The 20321-nt window shown below is 58.5% G+C and carries 17 protein-coding genes; 7 read left to right on the top strand and 10 right to left on the bottom strand.

Features of this window, described 5'->3' with window-relative positions:
• Positions 1–157 precede the first annotated feature (157 nt).
• The 4 genes from LAP85_11150 to LAP85_11135 all read right to left on the bottom strand — a co-directional run bounded on the left by LAP85_11150 (position 158) and on the right by LAP85_11135 (position 4134).
• A complete protein-coding gene (locus LAP85_11150; GenBank protein MBZ5496948.1) occupies positions 158–1270 on the bottom strand; it encodes an ABC transporter permease in 1113 nt (370 codons plus the stop codon).
• 9 nt (positions 1271–1279) lie between these two features.
• Complete coding sequence (locus LAP85_11145; protein MBZ5496947.1) at positions 1280–2275, bottom strand: ATP-binding cassette domain-containing protein; 996 nt, start codon at positions 2273–2275, stop codon at positions 1280–1282.
• Positions 2276–2392: 117 nt separating this feature from the next.
• On the bottom strand, positions 2393–3469 hold the full coding sequence (locus LAP85_11140) for an efflux RND transporter periplasmic adaptor subunit (protein MBZ5496946.1): 1077 nt from the start codon (positions 3467–3469) through the stop codon (positions 2393–2395).
• On the bottom strand, positions 3466–4134 hold the full coding sequence (locus tag LAP85_11135) for a CerR family C-terminal domain-containing protein (GenBank protein MBZ5496945.1): 669 nt from the start codon (positions 4132–4134) through the stop codon (positions 3466–3468). The genes LAP85_11140 and LAP85_11135 overlap by 4 nt, the downstream gene beginning before the upstream one ends.
• A 460-nt stretch (positions 4135–4594) precedes the next feature.
• On the opposite strand from LAP85_11135, the gene LAP85_11130 reads away from it, so the two are divergent.
• From LAP85_11130 to LAP85_11110, 5 genes are all read left to right on the top strand, one after another.
• Positions 4595–5848, top strand: a complete 1254-nt coding sequence (locus LAP85_11130; protein ID MBZ5496944.1) for an outer membrane protein assembly factor — start codon at positions 4595–4597, stop codon at positions 5846–5848.
• A gap of 8 nt (positions 5849–5856) precedes the next feature.
• The gene (locus LAP85_11125; protein ID MBZ5496943.1) at positions 5857–6537 is read left to right on the top strand and encodes a hypothetical protein; all 681 of its coding nucleotides are present in this window, start codon (positions 5857–5859) and stop codon (positions 6535–6537) included.
• A gap of 11 nt (positions 6538–6548) precedes the next feature.
• On the top strand, positions 6549–7937 hold the full coding sequence (locus LAP85_11120) for a HAMP domain-containing protein (protein MBZ5496942.1): 1389 nt from the start codon (positions 6549–6551) through the stop codon (positions 7935–7937).
• Positions 7938–8013: 76 nt separating this feature from the next.
• A complete protein-coding gene (locus LAP85_11115) occupies positions 8014–9366 on the top strand; it encodes a sigma-54 dependent transcriptional regulator (GenBank protein MBZ5496941.1) in 1353 nt (450 codons plus the stop codon).
• Positions 9367–9752: 386 nt separating this feature from the next.
• Complete coding sequence (locus LAP85_11110) at positions 9753–10736, top strand: DUF3365 domain-containing protein (protein MBZ5496940.1); 984 nt, start codon at positions 9753–9755, stop codon at positions 10734–10736.
• Here LAP85_11110 and LAP85_11105 read toward each other — a convergent pair.
• Both LAP85_11105 and LAP85_11100 read right to left on the bottom strand, forming a co-directional pair.
• Positions 10717–12168, bottom strand: coding sequence for a sodium:solute symporter family protein (locus LAP85_11105; GenBank protein MBZ5496939.1), 1452 nt, complete (start codon positions 12166–12168; stop codon positions 10717–10719). The genes LAP85_11110 and LAP85_11105 overlap by 20 nt on opposite strands.
• Positions 12165–12386: a DUF3311 domain-containing protein gene (locus LAP85_11100; protein ID MBZ5496938.1), complete on the bottom strand. Its 222-nt coding sequence runs from the start codon at positions 12384–12386 to the stop codon at positions 12165–12167. The genes LAP85_11105 and LAP85_11100 overlap by 4 nt, the downstream gene beginning before the upstream one ends.
• Positions 12387–12657: 271 nt before the next feature.
• Here LAP85_11100 and LAP85_11095 point away from each other — a divergent pair, with 271 nt between their 5' ends.
• Complete coding sequence (locus tag LAP85_11095) at positions 12658–13422, top strand: SAM-dependent methyltransferase (GenBank protein MBZ5496937.1); 765 nt, start codon at positions 12658–12660, stop codon at positions 13420–13422.
• Between the two features lie 75 nt (positions 13423–13497).
• Here LAP85_11095 and LAP85_11090 read toward each other — a convergent pair whose 3' ends face one another.
• The 3 genes from LAP85_11090 to LAP85_11080 all read right to left on the bottom strand — a co-directional run bounded on the left by LAP85_11090 (position 13498) and on the right by LAP85_11080 (position 16666).
• The gene (locus LAP85_11090; protein MBZ5496936.1) at positions 13498–14571 is read right to left on the bottom strand and encodes a tetratricopeptide repeat protein; all 1074 of its coding nucleotides are present in this window, start codon (positions 14569–14571) and stop codon (positions 13498–13500) included.
• Between the two features lie 120 nt (positions 14572–14691).
• Positions 14692–15702 (bottom strand): NADP-dependent oxidoreductase, encoded by a 1011-nt coding sequence (locus LAP85_11085; GenBank protein MBZ5496935.1) that lies wholly within the window; start codon positions 15700–15702, stop codon positions 14692–14694.
• Positions 15703–15883: 181 nt separating this feature from the next.
• On the bottom strand, positions 15884–16666 hold the full coding sequence (locus LAP85_11080) for a PHP domain-containing protein (protein ID MBZ5496934.1): 783 nt from the start codon (positions 16664–16666) through the stop codon (positions 15884–15886).
• 405 nt (positions 16667–17071) lie between these two features.
• Here LAP85_11080 and LAP85_11075 point away from each other — a divergent pair, with 405 nt between their 5' ends.
• The gene (locus LAP85_11075; GenBank protein ID MBZ5496933.1) at positions 17072–17752 is read left to right on the top strand and encodes a winged helix-turn-helix domain-containing protein; all 681 of its coding nucleotides are present in this window, start codon (positions 17072–17074) and stop codon (positions 17750–17752) included.
• Positions 17753–17789: 37 nt separating this feature from the next.
• Here LAP85_11075 and LAP85_11070 read toward each other — a convergent pair whose 3' ends face one another.
• The gene (locus LAP85_11070) at positions 17790–20240 is read right to left on the bottom strand and encodes a hypothetical protein (GenBank protein MBZ5496932.1); all 2451 of its coding nucleotides are present in this window, start codon (positions 20238–20240) and stop codon (positions 17790–17792) included.
• Positions 20241–20321: the final 81 nt, after the last annotated feature.

The raw sequence follows: 20321 nt of genomic DNA, 5'->3' as shown, positions 1-20321 counted from the left end.
CAAGAGCGACCATGGCAGCCACGAAGGCCACGCGCAAGGATGAATCCAGAACCACGCGGAAAAGAGCTCTGTTCCATTCTTGTTGACGTGCGTCGTTCACTAAAACCAGGACGCCGGCAGGGTTTCGGCGCCTTGGCAGTGGCTGCGGCGCGGGGAATTACAGGCTGCGCTTAAAGAGGAGGGTGGCGAGGGTCATCATCAGGAGGGCGAATATGATGAGAAACGACAGGTCGAATGCGATGGCTCCCAGGCCTGCATTCTTGAGCAGGAGTTCCTTGAACGCGTGAACCGCATAGGTGAATGGATCCACGGATGAGATCACCCGCATCCAGTTCGGGAATCCGTTGACGGGATAGACCGCGCCGCTGGGAAAGTAGAGGAGCGTATTCAAGACCCCCATGGTGGCGCGCGGCACGAGCGGATCGTTCACGCGCACCATCAGCATGAACATCATGCTGATGAGGGCCAAGGCCGAAACGACGATGACGATCAGCAGCTTGGCGAGGCGGACTGGGTCCAATGGATTCGGGATGCCGGCGATGATGGACCCGAGCGTGGCCAGGACCACGCCGGAGAGGCAGGCCTTGATCGCCCCGGACAAGGTGAATCCCAAAATGAGTTCCACCTTGCTGATGGGAGTGACGAGATACCCTTCATGAAGACCGCGGGCCTTGTCATCTATGAAAATGATGCCGCCGCCGATCATGGCCGAGATAAAAATCGCCAGCACAACCGTACCGGAGAGAAGGTACTGAATATAGGGGACGTAGGGATACACTTCGACCACCGAGAGCGTAGCCTGGGCCGGCAAGCGCGGCGGGGATCCCCGCTGGTTGAAGCTGCCGAGCAATTGAGTGAACGCCCCTTCGAGCGCCGCGACCGCAAAGTTGTCCGTGTTGTCTTCGATCAAAGCCACCCGCGGCGCCTCCTTTGCCAGGACACGGCGTGAGAAATCCGGCGGGATCTGGAGGACCGCGCTGATGCGTCCGTTGCGCAGGTCCGTCATCGCCTGATGTTCGTCCGCGTACATGACGGTATCGAAGGTGCGGGCGTTGGCTGCGATGGCGCCGCACAACTCGCGCAGCTTGACCGTTTCGATCTGCTTGTCCTGATCGACAATGCCCACATGGAGATTTTCCAGTTTCCCGCCAAATGCATAACCCAGAACCACCAGCTGGATCAGCGGGAAAAACATGGTGGTCAGGATCAGCGTAGGGCTGCGCCTGAACTTGCGGATGTCTCTTTCGATCATAGCCAGCGTGCCTCGCATGGGGCATCCTCAGTGTCGCTGTCGCTGATACATGATCCGGGGGTCCAGCTTCAACGCGTCCTGCAGGGCGTCGCGGAGCTGCCGGCCCGTGTAATGCACGAAAACGTCATCCAGCGTCGTGCTTTGCACGGACAGCGAGGTGATCTCGACCTGCTCATGCCGGGCGGTTTCGATCAATTCAGAAGTCGTTTTCGGCCCGTTGTTGGAGCTGATCCGGAAGACGTGGTCATCCGCCTTGACTTCCTGGACCTCGGGAAGCCGCTTCAGTGTTTCCATCCAGCCGTCCGGCAGGCTCGAGAAACTGACTTCCAGAATGTTCTTTCCGGGGATGGCGGCTTTAAGCTTGAGCGGGGAGTCCAGGGCGACGAGTTTGCCGTGGTCGACGATCGCCACGCGGTTGCACAGCCTGTCGGCCTCATCCATGTAATGCGTGGTCAGAAGAATCGTCAGCTCGCGCCCCTGCTTCAACTTCATCAACATCTCCCACACCGAAACACGCGAGACCGGATCGAGTCCCGTCGTCGGCTCATCCAGGAAAAAGATCTTGGGTTCGTGCACCAGGCCGCGCGCGATCTCCAGCCGTCGCCGCATCCCGCCGGAGAAGTTCTTTACCGGCTTGTCTCCCCACTGCTCCAGATCGACCGCCGCCAACAGCTCTTGGTTCGCCCGCTTCCGTTTCTCCCGCGGCACTCCATAGAGTTTGGCAAAAATGTCCAGGTTCTCTTCTGCGGTCAGATCCAGATCCGAAGTCATGGCCTGCGGAATGACGCCGATTGTCCGCCGCACTTTGTTGGCTGCGTTTCTCACATCGAATCCGTTGACCAGCGCGACACCCGAAGTCGGCGGCAGCAGGGTGGTCAGCATGCGGATGAGCGTCGACTTGCCCGCTCCGTTCGGGCCGAGGAGGCCGAAGATCTCGCCCTCATCGACAGTGAAGCTGAGCCTGTCCACGGCACAGAATGTTCCGAAGCACTTCCTGATCTCAGTCGCCTCAATCGCCGGCACTGCGAGCCTCCGAAATCAGACCTAAGACCTCCGACTCTTGCAGGGTGATCGGAAGTTCGAGGCCGGGGATTGCGGGTCGGGAGTCGAAATGCGCCACTGTTCTCATAGCATGCCCGCTTAATTGGAAACCTGAGGAGCGCCCTGCACATCCTGGAGCGGCAACATGACGTAGGCCGTCAGGCCCGGCCATAGCCGCCGATCGCCGTTGTCCAGACGCAGGCGGATTTCGAAGGTCTTGATGTCGCGCTTGGCGCGGCTGACATCCCGTTGGGTTGCGAAGTCGGCAACCACGGCGCGGTAGAAAACCGTTCCCGCCCGCTCGACTCCGGATGGCAGGCGGACGGTGAGCCGGTCGCCCAGCCGAATGCGGTCGATATAGGTTTCCTCGACATCGGCGCGCACCCACAGGTCCTCCGGATCAATCAGGATCAGGATCGGCTGGCTCACACTGAGGACCTCGCCCTGGCGCGCCGCCAGCACGGCCACTACGCCGTTGATGGGCGCCCGGACTTCGGTATAGCCCAGACGCACATCGGCCTTTGATTTCTGGGCGCCGGCCGCAAGCAGTTGCCGCCGTCCCGTCTGAAGTTCCTTCAGTCGGACGGTGATCTGGTTTTCGTTGGAGCGGGCAAGCGCGACGTTCGCTCTCTGCGTTTCGACCAGTTTCTGTAACGACTCGGCATGAGCTTTAGATGCTTCATAGGCGGTTCTTGCCTGATCCAATGCCTGCGCCGAATAGACCTGTTTCTGGTAGAGGTTCCCGGCGCGTTCATAATTCACACGGTTGAGTTCAAGATCCGCCGCCACCTCCCGGGCCTGCGCCTCGGCAGCCGCGAGTGCTGCTTCGGCTTGTTTGATCTGATCGCGTGTCAGCACTTGCTGATAATTCAGCGCCGCCTCCTGCTCTTCCACCTGGGCGGCCGCGCCTTGTTCCGTGTGGGCATAATAGGACCGGTCCGCCTGCAGCTCCTGTGGATCAATAACGGCCACCAACTGACCGGCCTTGACGGCATCCCCCTCCTTTACCAATAACTGGCTCAGCCGGCCTTGGATCAGCGGGCTCACGTTGACTTCGTGGGTCGTAACGATCCCGGTAAGCATCAAACCCTGGGGACGATTGAAATATCTGTAAAGAAAAACGCCTCCCGTCACTAAGAGCAGACCCAATGCCAGAAGGAGCAATCGTCGGATCATGGTTCCACGGCCTCCGGATTCCTGAACAGTGCGTGGCGGACGAACTTCAGGACCTCTTTTTTCCGATGCGCCTGCTGCGCCGGATCGAAAACGTCGATGTTGCCGATTTTGCGTGCCATCGGGGCAGCATTAAAATAAAAAACCGTCAGCGCCACCAGCGAAATCGCCGTGTGGCGCGCATCCAGGGGGTGAAACTCGCCCGACTTCACCGCGTGCTCGATCAACTCGATCAAGCGCCTGGACAGCGGCACAAAGTGCGTTTTGATGAGGCGATCCAGGCTCGGATCCCCTGCCATCATTAGGCGCTGGAACAAACGTGCATAGTATGGGCGTGCGCCTATGAAGTCAAAATGATGGATGACATAGCGAAGCACGATCGCACCCGCCGACCCGGCGCCTGCCAGCACTGCTTCCGCCTCGCGATGAAACTCCTCGACGTTCGCCTCGAGCACGGCACGGTAGAGCCCATCCTTGCTCTTGAAGTAGTAATAGAGCATCGCCTTGTTGACACCCGCAGCCGCCGCGATGGCGTCCATGCGCGCTCCTGCCAACCCTGCGTCGGCAAAAATCCTCTCCGCGGCGTCCAGAATCGTGGCCCGGGTTCCGGCGCTATTTCTGCGCCGGAACCCGATCTTGTGTTGCTTGCTCGGCACCGGCTGTCCCATTTAACTAACCGGATAGTTAATTATCAGAGTTTCGCGCTTGAGTCAAGCCATGAACGGACTTGAGGCACGCAGGCACTCATGGAGGCGGTTCCCAGAGAGGGCTTCATTTGCAAGTTGCTTCAGCGGGCGAACTCGCGATACAAATGGCAGGCGATCATCCGGGGCTTGGCCCGGATGGTTCACGAATGTGCCACCAAAATGCATTTTTGGACGCGGGAAAACGCTGACCGACGCCGACCGTTCGATCTGGGTCGGCGTGCGGGAGCTGTTGCCGTTTATCCGCGTCCAATTTCGTTGCTTTTCACGGGCGTGCGGTTCTGCTTCATGAGTAATTCAGGCCTGGGCGGTGATGCGTGAAAGCGGCACCACACCTGTGAAATCAAATCACGGCACCTCGAAAGCTATCTGTTTTCATATGAATCACTTAGGGTTTGGCCCGAACCTTGCAAACCATGCGGGCATGAAAAACAAAACCTTAATCACCATCCTCTTGATTCTGTTTTGGGCCGCCGGGGTGAAGGCCGGCGCGCAAAAACCCGAGACTAACGTCAATTCGCGATATGACGTCGAAAGCGTCGAGCTCTCGGGAGTTTCCGGATCCAAGGTCAGCAAGGCTCTGCGTGATGACATGCAGAAACTGGTTGGAGAGAAGTACAACCAGGAGGCCGCCAATGAGCTGGCCAAGAAACTGCGCAAGGAACTGCGCGACTATTCCGTCGCGGTAAAGGTCAGGCGCGGGGACAAGCCGGAGCACGTAAGAGTGATTTTTTCGGTGGAGCGCACCTTCTGGAAACGGTTTGAAGTGCCCGTTCCGCCGGTCGTGTATCATTCCAAGGAAGGTTTGAGCGGCGCCATCGAGATCCCGATCGACTTCCACCACAGCGTTTTTACCTTTGGGGCGGTCGACAGTGCCGACGAGCTTCTGGAACGCAACGCCGGGCTGCGCCTGCGCTACGAAAACAGAAAGGTGGGAACGGACGTAGTGCAGCTGCGGATTGATTTCGATGCGTACCATCAGACCTTCAATCAGGCAACTCATGTGGCATTGGCGCAGTCTGCCGATGTTCCCGGCGTGTACCGCGCACGCCAGACTTTTGCCCCTTCGCTGTCACTGATTCCCTACCGTGATTTGAAGTTGAGCGTGGGCACCAGCTTCGAGCGCCTTCAGATTCAGTATCCGGCGACTCACACGCAGACGGCTTATGTCGGGACTGCCGACATCCAATACCGCCACCGGATAGTCAGCCAGAACGGTTTCAGACAGAATTTCCGCGCAGACTACACCATGCGGACGGCCACCCGGGTCCTCGACAGCGACTTTGTGTACACCCGTCACTTCCTGACTGCCGACTATACGCTCTCCAAGCGCCGGAACTTTTTTGGGGCGCATTTCAGGGGCGGCATCATCACCGGAATCGCGCCGCTGTTCGAGCGCTTTTCCCTGGGAAACAGTTTCGCCCTGCGGGGATGGAACAAATTTGATGTGGCGCCGCTGGGAGGAGCGCGCGTTGCATACGGCTCTCTTGAATATCGCTACGGCGACTTTCAAATCTTCTACGACGTAGGAACGGTCTGGGATAAAGGAGAAAACCCCCGGGTCAGGCATGGGCTGGGATTCGGTTGGGCTTCGAGAGACGGGTTCTTCGCATCCCTGGCTTTCCCGGTGCGGCTCCATCATGTGACCCCGTTGTTCATGCTGGGATTCAGGAATTAGGGGGTGACATGAGATCCTACAGATACTACATTCTGCTGATATGTGTTGCCGGGATCACCTGCCCCTGGATACAAGCGCAATCCCAGTCCCTGACGGTGGAACGCCTGGGCAATTACCTGCGTGTAGCTGCGCCGCAAATGCACTTCCTCGAGGGCAAACCGCTCGCACAGCTCCACGACGGTGCTTCCGTCACCTATTCGTTTGCGCTCACACTCACTGCAGGCGGCGCATCGACCATTCATCTGCAGGAGCGTTTCATCTTGAGTTATGACCTGTGGGAGGAGAAGTTCTCCGTCGTTCAGGCAGGAGCTCCCGCTCACTCCGCATCTCATTTAACGGCGGCCGCGGCCGAAGCCTGGTGCCTGGATAACCTGGCAGTACCCGTTCCGGCGTTCGGTCCGGGAAAGACCTTCGCGATCAAGTTGGAATGCCGGATCGCGGAAAATGGAGCCGAAAGTGGCGGCGAAAGCCGCCCCTTGACACTCGCGGGCCTGATCGATGTTTTCAGCCGCAAGGGGCAGGAGGCTCCGCTTCGTTGGGAAGCGGTCTCAGGACCGTTGCATCTATCGGATCTGAAAGACAAGAAACAAAGAGCACAAAAGACCTGGTCACAGATCACGCGGATAATCCAGAACAGAATTGCATCGTGCGGCCCGTGGAATCTGTGGGAGCTTTGGTTTGGTTTGTGACGGGATACAGCTTGAACCGGCTTCGACACAAACTCATCCTGATTTTTTTGGCCGCCACCCTGGTGCCGTTGGCGGCCATCCTTTGGATGAATGCGGCCTTGCTGGAGCAAAGCCTCAGTTACGTAGCAACCGATGATCTGGACAGGCTCTCCAAGTCCCTGGAAGTCATCGCGCGCGAGTATTACCGCCAGGCGCGTGAGGACCTCAAAGCGGAGCTGGCATCAGGCCGGCTCGAGGGGCAGCGATTCACTGCCGCGGCCAGGGCAAGCTGGCCCCCGTTTCTGCAGCAGTTTTGGGAAAGCCCGGACGCGGAGCGTTTCGTGCTGTCGGTTCCTTATGGCGATCGTTTGAACTACCTGCAACGCCGCGGCTCGGAGGTCTGGCTCTACTCCAGGAGCCTGAACTCCGTCCGCATGGAGGAGTTGAGGGAGCAAATCCGCCAGACACGTTCCCGAGTGGAGTGGCTCCGGCAGCGTAACCTGCCCCGCGGCTTCACCTATACTCTGATTCTGCTGAGCGCGATCGTCTGGGTCCTTGCCTTGGCGAGCGTCGTCTACCTGGCCAACCGCATCAGCAGTCCGATTCAGGAATTGACCGCCGGCCTCTTTCAGCTGGCCGGCGGGAACTTTGAGACCAGGCTCCACTCCAGGCAGCACGATGAAATCGGCCGTGCCATCCAGGCATTCAATCACACTGCGGAGCATCTGCAACAGAGCCGCGATCGCCTTGTCTACTTGACACAGGTAGCCAGCTGGCAGATGCTGGCTCGCAAGATGGCACACGAGTTGAAGAATTCCCTGACGCCCATCCGGTTGACGGTGGAGGAAATCCTGGCGCGACAGCCGGCGGCCGACCGCCGATTTCTGGAGCAGGCCGCCCAGGTGGTGGTCGACGAGGTGGAGAGCCTGGAGCGGCGCGTGCGGGCGTTCTCCGAATTTGCCACGGAGCCGCCCGCAAATCCCACCGCACTTGATCTCAACGCGCTGCTGGAAGAGCGCATTCAATTTCTGTCGGTGGCGCATCCGGAGGTGGCTTACGAGATCAGGCCCGGCGCCGGTCTCCCTGCTGCCTGGGCGGATGGCGACCAGATCAAGGGAATCTTGACCAATCTTCTTGAGAATGCGGCAGAGGCAGCGGGCCCGGGGGGCAAGGTGCTGTGCACTACCGGAGCCGCTGAAGGAAGAATTCTGGTTGAAGTGCACGACTCGGGACCGGGATTGAGCGCGGAAGCGCGGGGATCGCTTTTTGAACCTTCGATCTCCTTCAAGAAGCGCGGCATGGGGCTCGGGCTGTCCATCTCGCGCAAAAACGCCCTTCTGGCTGGAGGGGATCTGAAGGCGATCGAAGGCCGGTTGAGAGGTGCCGGCTTCCGCCTGCTGCTCCCCAGGGCGCAAGCATGAATCTTAGAGTCATTGCGGGCATCTTCTCCATGAACCGCCAGGACGCGTGGACGCCAAGAAGCAAGAGAGCCGGACCATGTCTGCAAAAAAAATCATGATTGTCGATGACGAGGCGAATGTCAGTGCCTCGCTGCGGCTGGTTCTTGAAGGGGCCGGCTACGGGGTGCTGATCTGCCGGACGGCTGCGGAATTCCAGAGGCAGGTGCCGCGGTCGCGCGTCGATGCGTTCCTGCTCGACGTGCGTCTGCCCGACGGCAACGGGATCGACCTGCTGAACGTCCTGCGCCAGATGGACAACCAGGCTCCGGTCATCATGATCTCCGGGCACGGTACGATCGCCGATGCCGTGGCCGCCACTCGGGCCGGAGCCTTCGATTTCCTGGAGAAGCCGCTCGGCCGTGATCGCCTGCTGCTGGTGCTGAAAAACGCCCTGGAGCAGGCAGCGCTGCAGCAGGAAAACACCCGGCTGCGGGAACTCGTGGGAGAAGCGCCGCGCATGATCGGCGTCAGTCCGGTCTTCCAGCGCGTCGTGGAACAAGCCGGCCAGGTGGCGCGGTCCGACGCCCGGGTGCTGCTGCAGGGAGAGTCCGGCACGGGCAAAGAACTCATTGCGGCGCATCTGCATCGGCAGAGTCCTTTCGCCTCAGGACCGTTCATCAAGGTCAATTGCGCCGCTATCCCGATTGAATTGCTGGAAAGCGAGCTGTTTGGACACGAAAAAGGTGCGTTCACGGGAGCGACTTCCAGCCGGCGCGGCAAGTTTGAACTGGCGGATGGAGGCACGATTTTCCTGGATGAAGTGAGCGATCTGCATGAAGCGTCTCAGGCCAAATTGCTCCGCGTCTTGCAGGAAGGGGAACTTCAGCATGTCGGCGGAGAGGAGACGCTGCACGTCGCTGTGCGCATCATCTCCGCCACCAACCGCGATCTGGCCGCGCTTGTGGAGCAGAAAAAGTTCAGGGAAGATCTGTTCTACCGCCTCAGCGTGGTGCCGATCCGTGTGCCTCCGCTCCGGGAGCGTCCCGAGGATGTTCGGCCGTTGGCAGAGTATTTTCTTGGCGAGTTCTGCAGCCGCAACAATTTCAAGTCCAAACGCATCGAGGACGATGTGATTGCCGCGCTGCGCAACTATCGATGGCCCGGCAATGTCCGGGAACTGCGCAATGTCATCGAGCGCATGGCCATTCTGTCGACGTCCGATACCATCACGGTTGAATCCATACCATTGGAAATCCGGCTTCCCCGCGCCACCGGCGTCCCCTCCAGCCTCGAGGAAACCAGGGCACAGGCCGAGCGCGACCTCATCCGCCAGGCACTGGAGGAAGCCGGTGGAAATGTCTCCGCCGCCGCACGCACCCTCGGCATTGAGCGCACCCGCCTGCACAAACGCATCCGTGCTCTCGGGCTGGCCAAGGACGATGCCCTCTGAAACCGTCAGTTTTCATGCGGCTTGCCACGGTGGACGGTCACCTGATTCAACCGGGTGTCTCCCTCCCATTTTCCTGCTTCCCATCCAGCTCGGTATTATTGATGCGCCTGCGATCGAGCCGGACTGCAAGGCACAACAATTGCCTCACATGGTTGCAGTTTATTTTCGGGTCTTGAGAGTAACTACTTATAAAACGGGAACTTCGCGGTTTCGGCCACGAAACTGAGAAGGGAAACTATTCTGAAAAGCGGGAAATTTTACCGCTTTGCGAGAAAGCTACTCCAATGAACATTCTGCAGACGCCACCGGGCCGATTCCCGCATCCTTCTGCCGATCAAAAAGATCCGATCCGAAAGCCTTGGATCTGGAACCGGCTCAGGGAGGCCATGGCCGATCTGCCCCTGTTGGCATCGATGAGCAACAAAACACCAACGGTGGTCCAGGCTCGCAGGTTCCTCCTGTTTCTCAGCCTGGCTCTCTTGCTTTCGATCCTCACATCATTCTATTTCGATATGCGCGGCCTCGACTCCGAATATCGAAGTCTTGCGGCAGAAATGGGGCGGTCCTTCTATCAGGCGATTGATTCCGTACGGGAATGGAACCTCAAGCAAGGGGGGATATATGTCCGGCAGTCCGACAGTGCCGTGCCGAATCCCTATCTGCGGGACCCGATGCGTGACCTGTCGACAGCCGATGGCATGAAGCTGACGATGGTCAACCACGCTCAGATGACACGGCTGCTCTCGGAGCTCCTCAGCCACGAAAGGGGCATCCACCTCCACATAGCCGGCCTTGAGCCGCTCAGGCCCGACAACCAGCCCGACGACTGGGAGCGGCACGCCCTGACTCGCTTTGAAGACGGAAACAAAGAGGAATTTGCGGTCGTCGGCAAAGGGGAGACGAGTATCTTCAGGTATATGGCCCCCCTCCGCACGGGCCCCTCGTGTGCCTCCTGTCACACCCCGGACGGCCAAGCCCGACAGAACGTTTTCGGCGGCGTCAGCGTGTCGTTCAGCTATGCTCCGTTTCTAAAGGTGATGGCAGCCGAGCGCAGGCAGATTCTGATATTGCACGCCCTCTTCTTGGGTCTTGGATTTGGCGTGATTGCCCTCACAGGCGGCAAGCTGATCAGTGGGATTGCCGCTCTCCAGAGTTCGATTCGCCGCATCAAACGCCTGGAAGGACTCCTTCCCATATGCGCGCAATGCAAGAAAGTGCGCCTGGAGGGAGCGGAGTGGGCCCGGCAGGACTCCTGGGTCGCAATCGAGCGCTACATCGAGGATCATACGGATACAGAATTCACCCATGGCCTGTGCCCGGCATGCGCACACCAACTGTATCCAACTGTTTTTAAGGACAAGACTCAGTGACCATTTGACGGGGGCACCGCTTCGCCGCAGGATTCAGCCAGCTGACGAGGATGGTGACCGCGAAATTGGTCGCCAGAGCAACAAAGCCGGCGTTCATGCCGAAGAAGGGATCGTGCTTGTCGAGGACCAGCACCAGGACCAGCGCCAGACCGGCAATCATACCGGAAAACACGGCAGTGGCGTTGATTCTTCTCCAAAATAAACCCAAGACGACACCGGGGCAGAACTGCGACACGCCGTTGTAGCCGATCAACAACAAATCTACCAGGGCGTTGGGCAGCAAAATGGCAAATACCAAACCGGCAGCCATGACCACAAGCACCATGAAGCGGGACAACCGGACCACCGATTCCTCACTTGCCCGGGGATTAATACCGGTCTGATAGACATTCTTGGCAATCAACGTGGATGCGAACAGCACGAGGATCGAAGCCGGCACCATGGCGGTTACCGCGCCGGCGGCGCCCACGAATCCCATAAACCACGAAGGGTAGGTTTTATTCACGAGCGACAGGAAGGCGAAGTCGCCGTCTTTCAGCCCGGGGATGACCATCAGAGCAGTAAATCCCACGAACAGGATCAAGAGGATCGGCAGTTGATAGAGCGGCATGATAATGGCATTGCGCTTGATGGTGTCCGCGCTCTTTGCCGAGAATACCGTCGCAAAAATATTCGGCCACATGTAAAAACCGGCGCCGGTGAGCAGCACCGTCGACATGACCCAGACCACATCCATGTTGGCGGTGGCGCCGGGAAATGTCAGATGGTTTGGATGTTGCGCAAGCAGGGCGCGAAACATGCCGCCGATGCCGCCGAAGTAAATGAAAGGTGCCCCCAAGCCGACTACTGCGACCGAAAGAAGCATCATGATGTCTTTGATGATCGAAACCCACGCACTGCCGCGAATGCCGCTGGTGAAGACAAATGCGCAGGTCAGCAAAAAGGAGATCAGAATTGCGGTGTTGAAGCCTATGGTCCTGTTGCTGGCCTCCGTGACGATCAGCCCCAGCCCCTTCAGCTGCAACTGCAGATACGGGATGATGAAAATCACGCCGACGACGGCCACAAAAACGCCCAGATAGCGGTTGTTGTAACGATAGACAAAAAAGTCGGGCTGGGTGTGAAGCCCGTGCTTTTTGCCGAGTCTCCAGATTGCCGGCAGGATAAAGAACGAAAGGGTGTAGGCGAGGGTGCCGTAAATGAGTATGTAGAATGCAGGGGCGCCTTTGGCGTATGCCCATCCGCTCGCTCCCAAAAACGTGAAGGTCGTGTATATTTCGCCGGCCATCAGCAGCCAGATCAGGATGACGCCGAAGCGCCTCCCCCCGACGGTCCACATTTCCAGATCCATTTTCCTGCGCCTGCCGGCGCGTATGCCCACGAGTGAAGACAAGAGAATGACCGCGAAGATGATGATCAGAGCCAGGTTCACTCTTCATCCTCCTTTTCACGGAGGTTGAATTTCTTTTCGCACCGGTAGGCGGCAAGCAGTGCCAGCGGCGTCAGCGCCACCCAGAGGATGATCCAGAACAGGACAAAGGGAAGGCCCAGAATGAACGGTTCCGCCCGGTTGATGAAAGGCAACGCAAGGGCAAGAGTAACAAACGGGACTGCTCCGAACCCTAGAGCATACTTCGTTCCTTTCTGCATAGCTGCTCCTCAACGAACCGCGAAGACCGCAGATCTCTGTGTCATTGTGGTGTCAGATCAGGCGATAATAGCGTTTTGCTCACTCGAGGGGAAGAGATTGTCATAACATGCCCGGAGATTTTTAAACTGCGGATGGCAACGTGCGCTTTCGGCGCGTTGACCCGATGGTTACTGACCGACGCGTGCGCGGCACGACATTGGGTGTCCCCAAAACTGGCTCCCTCCGGCACGACGGCTCTTCAGAGGTAAACGAACTCATCCGGGGAAAGCGATGGTAGAGATAACGGCTTCGGAGGTCGGGCGCTGGCTGGATCTTCTCTATATAGCTGCTCCGGGCGCGGACCTGCGGCAGGAAGACCGGCGCAAAGCCCTTGAAGTGGCCGCCATGCTTGCAGAAGTGGGGCGCGCTGTGCGCCGGTTTTCGAGCCGATCACCGCTGGTGCTGATCGACGCAGCGGCCGGCAAGTCATATCTGGGGCTGCTCTCGGCCAAGCTTCTCCTGGAGCCCATGGGGCGGTCTGCCACCGTGGTAACGATCGAGCGGGATCCGCGGAGGGCGGCACTGAGTCGCCGGGCAGCGGCACGTCTGGAGACAACGATCCCCATCGAGTGTCGCGTGGCAGACCTCTCGGCTGTGGAAGCCTGGCCGGAGCGGCCGTCGATTGTGGCGGCGCTGCACGCCTGCGGGCCGGCGGCCGACGCCGTCATCGAGCAGGCCATCGCAACCAAAGCCCGGATGCTGCTCCTCGTCCCATGTTGTACCAGCAACGCTGTGGCCGCGGCGAATCGGGCCGAGGAAATGGCCGTGCGCTTGGGAATCCCGCGGCAGGGTCCCGTGCGGCGGCGCTTCATACAAGCGCTGGTGGATGCCGAGCGCACATGGAACCTCGAAGCGGCGGGTTACGAGACCGAGGTAGTGGAATTCGTTGGGGCCACGGTCACGCCCCACAATCTCCTCTGGCGCTCGCGCCTGGTAGCCGAACCCAAGCGCATGGCGGCAGCGCGGCGGGCCCGGCAAGTTTCAGCTCAGAAATAAAGGTTCTAGAAGATCAGCGCCTTCGGCCGCGGGCCATCAACCCCTGCCTGGCATGACAGCCCTGAGCGCCGAATTTCAACGCACAGGGAAAGCGGGGTCACTGCGGATGCCTTTCAGCAGCTCGAGCTTCTGGGCGTAGCGGAGCCTGTTCGCGGGATCCGAAGCGTACTTCTCCGCCAGCCGCAGGTTGTTCACGACCTCTGTGTCCTGGCCAAGCTGTGCGTAAGCGCGGGCCATCGCGAAATAAAAGTTGTGCTCGGTGGACTTGAGTTTGAGCGCCTTCCGGTAATGCGCGATCGCCTCTTGGTACCGACCTCCTTCAAAGGCCTGGAGCCCGAGGTTGTAATGATGATAGGGATTCTTTTCCCGGAACTCCCTGACTTTGGCTTGATAGCGAACCGCCTCATTGGCTCTGCCGGTCAGTTCGCATACATTGGCGAGGTTGCTCATAGCGGCCGAGTTGCGAGGGTCAAGCGCTAATGCCTTGCGATAATATTTCTCCGCGTTCCCCAGCTGTCCTGCCCGAGTCTTGGCGGCGCCGAGATTGATCCACACACACACGGTTGTGGGATCGACTTGAAGCGCTTTTTGCAGGTAGGATTCCGCCGATTCGAGATTTCCCCTGCCCAACTCGTCCACCCCCTTGTTGTTCCAGAAGTGCGCCAGTCCCCGTTCATCAGACACCACTTGCCCCCCGATCTCAATCGGGTTCACCCCTGGAAACACATCAATAGCGTATGCCTGTCCTCCGATGAAGATCGCCGCATTGAGATGCTGGCTCAGGTTGACGAAATCCCCTGTTTTTGTCCATATGGGAGCGATTTCGACCTCGCGAAACTTGGCGTCCAGATTCAGATAGCGCGCCATGGAGATGAACAGGAGGGTGAAGGAGAGACAGTTGCCGTTACGGTTGGTAAAGGTCTCGATCGCCGATCGGGTTTCCGGGGCATAAGTGAAGCTGAGCTCGCTGTCGCGGAACACCGCCGACACCAGGGATTGAAGCCGCTCCATGGGCGGCAGCCCGCGGTCCACCTTCTTGTCGAGAAACTGCTTCATCTCAAGGTTGAGATCAAGGGGATTCAGATCTGTCTGAAGCGCAGCTCCAATCGGATGCGCCAGAGACAAACTCAGAAGCAGACAGGCAAGCATATGCTTGCTCCTTTCCCGGATTGGCGGGACTCCACGCGTTTAGACGTATCAGAGACCCGAAAAGTTCCGGATTGCAGCTTGTAATGGTTATGATAGCGCAGTCAGTAAGGAACAACCAGCTCAGGGGACGGAGAGCTTGACGAGTTGCTTGCCCATGTTGCGGCCGTGCAGCATGCCGAGAAAGGCTCGGGGTGCATTCTCGATGCCGTCCACGATATCCTCCCGGTATTTCAGCTTGCCGGCCCGCAGCCATTCCGCCAGCTGTTTTAGCGCCTCGGGATAGCGATCGGCGAACTGGAAAACCAGGAATCCTTCGGCACGCGCCTGTTTGGCAAGCAGAGTCGACAGCAACCGAGGCCCAAGTTCGGGCCGATCCAGATTGTACTGTGAGATCTGGCCGCACACGACAACCCTCGCCTTAGCCTTGAGAAGCCTGAAAACAGCGTCGGTGATGGCGCCGCCGACGTTGTCGAAGTACACGTCGATTCCCTCGGGGCAGATCTCGTGCAGGGCTTCAAAGTAGTTCTCGATGCTCCTGTAATTGAAAGCGGCATCAAATCCAAGCTCGCCGACCATATAGTTGATCTTTGCGTCAGATCCCGCGGTCCCCACGACACGGCAGCCTTTTATTTTGGCAATTTGCCCGACCACGGATCCGACCGCGCCGGCAGCTCCTGAGATCACCACAGTCTCGCCCGGTTTCGGATCGGCGACTTCAAGCAGACCGAAATAGGCGGTCAATCCCGGCATGCCGAGAACCCCCAATGCGGTGGAAATGGGCGCGACTTTCGGATCGATTTTCCGCAGTCCCTGGCCGTCCGAAACCGCGTACTCCTGCCATCCCAGCATTCCTTCCACGATGGTTCCCTTGACGAAGTCGGGGTGGTTGGACTGTAAAACCTTTCCAACCGTCCCGCCTATCATGACATCGCCGATCTGCAGTGGCCGGGCATAGGATTCGTTTGCGCTCATCAGCCCTCGCATGTAGGGATCGAGCGAAAGATATATGATGCGGATGAGCATCTGCCCCGAATCCAGCGTCGGAATCGGTTTTTCCACCAGGTTGAAATCGGATTCTTTCGGATAGCCTGCGGGGCGCGCTGCGAGGATTACCTGTCGGTTGATAGACATGAATCTGCTCCTCCCGGACGAAGGAAAGTCAAACCTTCCCTTACACTCTCTTGCCTATCCAACAGGATACGCCATCGTAACGCAGGAATCATCAGTGGAAGAGAAGGGGCTGTATCCGGGCAATCCAATCTTCAGACAGCAAGTGGATTGCGCAGATGCACCCCCTTTTGGCAGTTCGCTTTTATCCGCTGGATTCCGATTCGGACCCTTTGGGTGCCGGAGCCGGGAGGAATTGCCTGTCACGTTCGTCGCGCTCGGTGCGGGAGGGGAAAATCACACACCCGAGCACTTTCGCCCAGAACCAGGCAACCCGCGCGTAGGACAGCGACGTCGATTCGACCCGGACCCTGCCCTGCTTGACGGCGCTGAGGATGGACCTTATGCCGGGTTCGGTATAGATCCAGGTGAAGGTGTGTCCCAGTTGCCAGAGCTGATGCACATCGCCGTTGCCGACGAGCGGCTTCGAGTGAGCAGCGGCAAGCCTCCGAGCCCGCCGGTTGAAATCGAGTCCGGGTGCGCGGAATCCCGAAATCTCGATCGCATCGAAGACCTCGATATTGTGCTCGAGTCTGCCACCGAGGCATTTCCTGCTCGGGAAGTAAGGGTGAGGGGCCACAACGAGCGTGTCCGGCCGGCAGAGCGCGCGTATCTGCCGCAGGGTCTTGAGATTCTCTGCGCTCGTCCCGAAGTTGTAAACCAGGATGTGCCGCGCCGCGTCCGTCGTGACTTCCATGCCTGGGATCAACGTGATCCCCAGGCCGGCTGCATACTCGGAAAGATCCGGAGTCCAGACGTCCAGATTGTGACACGTAATCGCCAGGACCTGATAGCCGAGGCGTGCGGATTCTGTGATTAGCTCTTCCGCCGAATAGGAACTGAGCCTGTAATCCATCGGATCCAGGCTGCAATGGGCATGCAACTCGGCTTTCAGCCAACGTTCCTGCGCACGATGTCTGTCGCTCATTCCACCATCACCTCTCACCCGATTGGCGGACTGGCATCAGCGAGCTTGCCATCCGCCAAGGGCTGAATCTTATCAACCCTCTGTCAGTATCGCAATGCCACTTTCCCAGACGACCGTCGATTCATTGCGCCGGCATCCGGCATATTTCCTATCGTCCCCCGTGCCGTTTTTATGAGCCAAAACTGCGCCGGTCACCCTCGAGTGCCCCGTTTTCAAGTCTTTTTCCACAAGACGGTGCTCCAATCCTACAGCTATTAAATGAATCCCATCGGACCTTGCGGATCGAGCCCGATGGCCAGTGAGAGCGAAACCTAAAGTCTCCAGCTTTTTCCGACGATGAAGTAATTGTTGTCGCAGGAGTGCGTTGATTGCCCCGAACATCAAATCATTCATTGGATGAAAGCCATGCGAGCGAAAGCCTCCCATAGTCTTTACATTCCGGCGCCCAAACTGAATCAGCTTCATATCCTCAAGGAAATTGCGGCGGATCCAGACATAACCCAGGCCGAGCTTGCCCGGCGATGCACGCTCTCGGTTGCCATGGTCAACAATTACATGAAGGAACTGTGTGACCTGGGTTTCCTCGAATATCGGCGCAAGAACTCGAAAACCATCTCCTACTATGTTACCGCCGCCGGCAGGGAAGCTGCCGAGGCCACCCGCAAAGAACTGCTTCACGAGCTGATCAAGCTGCTCGCGGATGCCAAAGAGCAGGTGCGGGAGCTCATCATGAGCCAGGCGCACGGTGAACTCCGTCGGGTAGTGCTGTACGGCACCGGCATTCTGGCCGAAATTGCGTTTCACGCCCTCGAATCGGCCAATGTGAAGGTCATCGGGATTTGCAGTGATGATCCGGCCGAACTCGGTCAGGAGTGGTGTGGCAGGGAGCGGATCAATTCTTCTCAAATCCGATACATGGCGCCTGAAGCTGTTGTGATCGCTCTCCTGGAGCGATCAGACGACGTTTATCTAAGCTTGACGCATCTTTTCCAGTACGGCATCGACATCATTCGACTAGACTGCAGGACCTCAGGGGTCACCACCATCAAGGATGGACCAGCTTGGTCGGCCACTGCCCTGGGATGATGCCAAGTGAAGAGCGTTCCGCAGAACTTAGGAGAATCTACAGAACCCGCTCGAAGATGCGGATGCAGTTACCGTCAAACTCTGTGACCAACAGGAGACCCTTGCACACAAGCATGCAGCCGGGCATGAAATCCAGTGCCTGCTGATCTAGTTCCTCTCCCTGCCGAGAAAAGAGCTTCAGGGTGCGCAAGAAACGGCCCTGGGCAACCGCCACGACGCCGTCGGAATAGAAAGCTGCGCTTTCAGGCCAGAGCAGTTTTCCCCGCCCGAATCCGCAGCCGCCGATGATGGTGGCGCCTTCACCGCCGGCATCTAGCCTATGAAGCCTGTGATTCCGATGATCGACAACCCAAACACAGCCGGACGCTTCGTCAAGGCAGAAACCGAACGGATGCCGCCACTCACCCGGCATTGTGCCGGAGCGCGCGCCTGTGGCTTCCCAGTCACCTTCCGCCGGAATGCGTACAATCCGATTGTTGCCAGTGTCGGCAATCAGCATCGCACCGTCGGGTGCACGGCTGATTCCGTGAGGCCCGTTGAGTGAAAGCGGGGTGCGACTCTTATTATGCATGCTTTCGAATGAACGCCTCTTTGGGTTCCAGATACGGGCCCGGTTCGCCGCCAGTTCAATGATCCAGAGACGGTCATGCGCATCCGTGGCGATGCCGACCGGACTCTGCAGCTGCAGGCCATTATCAGGCGCCTCATCCAGTACCTCAACCACCTGCCAGCCATCGTCGAGGTGCGCCACGGCATTCAAATTGAACAGGGTGGCAAAGATGTGGCCATCCTGCATCGCCGCCAATCCATAGGGCCTTGCCGGACGGGAATTGTTCCCGACCGGCAGGGATATGCGGTCAATCTCCTGTAGACACGTCGAGGGCTTTACCCCACGCCTACGCGTGGGCACTTTTAGCAGGCAGCCTTCGGGATGCTCAGACAACGTTTCAGTTTCAGCCCAGGGATGCAGATCGCCTCGCCGAGAGACCTGGTCCGTGAGCGATATACCAGCACACGGCAGAAGCTCTTTCATAATCCCGATCAGATGAGCCTCTTGTCGAGCAATCGCAAGCTTCCATGATGCCAGAGGATCGGCCAACCCATGGGGCACCTCCGGCTGACTGGTTCTCGCCATGATGAGGTTATCCAGTCGCTGCTGCAATTCCACCAGTTCACTGGAAAGCCGATCGGCCAATTCTCTCCAGATGCGGCTGACATGTTGCGCCTGCGGCGGCATCTCCCCGCTGACGAGCGCATAGGCGCCGATCATCGCGGCCTCAGCAAAAGAGGGGCGCATGAATTCGCGGAGTTTAAAGGATATCGCCCGAAGATCCCGATTCAATTCCTCCATTCGGGCTTCTAGCTTATCTGGAAGAGCCGCATTCGGCGCTTCATCCGCCGGTGACATTATCAAATTATCGCTCAGGCTCTCGACAGCAGCCAGAAGGTCTGACAACTCGTGAAGGACAAGCACATGGGGCTCAACCCCCAAGTCGATGGTTTGCGGCTCCAGCAACCGCTGCAAGAGCGCAAAGGGCTTCCCCGCTTGCGGTGTTGCCAGGTTCTTCTGCCAGCGCTTGCGGATTAAACAGCCGATCGATTGGACCCAGACTTCATTGGAAGGAAGATTGGACGCGATCGGTGTTCCCTCGAGGCGAGTTTGACACCAGACCGCACCTGTCGTGTCGTGAAGATACAGGCGCCTGCTGCTGCCACTCCAGCTGACGAATCCGTGACAATCGGCGGAGATCCATTCACCTCCCTGCGGAAGGTCGAGCGGGAGGGGAAAGAGATTGCCCAGTAGAACTTGCTTGAGCCGGCGCGAAAAGGGTTCCCAGATATAAAGACCTCCTTCACATTCTCCAAGGATGCGTGCAGGATAAAAAAGCGGATCAAAACCGCCCTGGGCAAAGATTGACTGCGCAGACGCGGAGTCGTCGACTGGGTGGACGTCCTGCATTCGCCAGCGGCTTTCAAGGTTTGGACTGATAGCTCTCCCGATGATAAAGAGCAACCTGCCGGTTCTGTCGAACACGCACAATCTGTGGTTGCCGCGATCCAGAACCAACCAACTGCCGCGATTTCCTGCCGGCTTGGCAGAGCAAGGGAGGTAGCGGACGTCGTTGACTTCGTTGAAGCGGCCCTCTCCCTCCCAACTACATATGGGTGTTCCTTCGAGGTCGAGGAACTGCACGCGCCGGTTCCACGAATCACCGACGGCAATGCAGCGGCGGTCCCTGCCTTTATGCTCAATGCATCCGAGCGAAAGTCCGCGCGGATACCAGAAGCATCCGGGGTGCGATCCCTTCCCGCCTATGCGCCACCGAAGCTTTCCGTCCGGGTTCAGGGAAACGATCTGATGATTGAATTCATCTGAAAAATATAGGTTGGCATTTCCGTCGCACACAACCGTGCACAGCGCCCCGGGAGTACTCTCTCCGGCGCACGGCAGTGGAAATTCAGTAACCACCTGATGATTTGCTTTCAAGCCTCGGGCTCCAATTTCCGTGTGGGTTTCTGCCGCCGGCCGTCTTATCTGTGTCCATATGTGCCCGATCGACTCCTTCCA

The sequence above is a fragment of the Terriglobia bacterium genome, assembly GCA_020072565.1.
Lineage (GTDB): Bacteria > Acidobacteriota > UBA6911 > UBA6911 > UBA6911 > JAFNAG01.
This window is presented reverse-complemented; position numbering and strand designations above follow the sequence as displayed.

What these genes read in the sequence shown, in the direction of transcription:
- LAP85_11150 (MBZ5496948.1), bottom strand. Translation starts at nt 1,270, where the DNA reads ATGCGAGGCACGCTGGCTATGATCGAAAGAGACATCCGCAAGTTCAGG.
- LAP85_11140 (MBZ5496946.1), bottom strand. Translation starts at nt 3,469, where the DNA reads ATGATCCGACGATTGCTCCTTCTGGCATTGGGTCTGCTCTTAGTGACG.
- LAP85_11135 (MBZ5496945.1), bottom strand. Translation starts at nt 4,134, where the DNA reads ATGGGACAGCCGGTGCCGAGCAAGCAACACAAGATCGGGTTCCGGCGC.
- LAP85_11130 (MBZ5496944.1), top strand. Translation starts at nt 4,595, where the DNA reads ATGAAAAACAAAACCTTAATCACCATCCTCTTGATTCTGTTTTGGGCC.
- LAP85_11125 (MBZ5496943.1), top strand. Translation starts at nt 5,857, where the DNA reads ATGAGATCCTACAGATACTACATTCTGCTGATATGTGTTGCCGGGATC.
- LAP85_11115 (MBZ5496941.1), top strand. Translation starts at nt 8,014, where the DNA reads ATGTCTGCAAAAAAAATCATGATTGTCGATGACGAGGCGAATGTCAGT.
- LAP85_11110 (MBZ5496940.1), top strand. Translation starts at nt 9,753, where the DNA reads ATGGCCGATCTGCCCCTGTTGGCATCGATGAGCAACAAAACACCAACG.
- LAP85_11100 (MBZ5496938.1), bottom strand. Translation starts at nt 12,386, where the DNA reads ATGCAGAAAGGAACGAAGTATGCTCTAGGGTTCGGAGCAGTCCCGTTT.
- LAP85_11095 (MBZ5496937.1), top strand. Translation starts at nt 12,658, where the DNA reads ATGGTAGAGATAACGGCTTCGGAGGTCGGGCGCTGGCTGGATCTTCTC.
- LAP85_11090 (MBZ5496936.1), bottom strand. Translation starts at nt 14,571, where the DNA reads ATGCTTGCCTGTCTGCTTCTGAGTTTGTCTCTGGCGCATCCGATTGGA.
- LAP85_11085 (MBZ5496935.1), bottom strand. Translation starts at nt 15,702, where the DNA reads ATGTCTATCAACCGACAGGTAATCCTCGCAGCGCGCCCCGCAGGCTAT.
- LAP85_11080 (MBZ5496934.1), bottom strand. Translation starts at nt 16,666, where the DNA reads ATGAGCGACAGACATCGTGCGCAGGAACGTTGGCTGAAAGCCGAGTTG.
- LAP85_11075 (MBZ5496933.1), top strand. Translation starts at nt 17,072, where the DNA reads ATGCGAGCGAAAGCCTCCCATAGTCTTTACATTCCGGCGCCCAAACTG.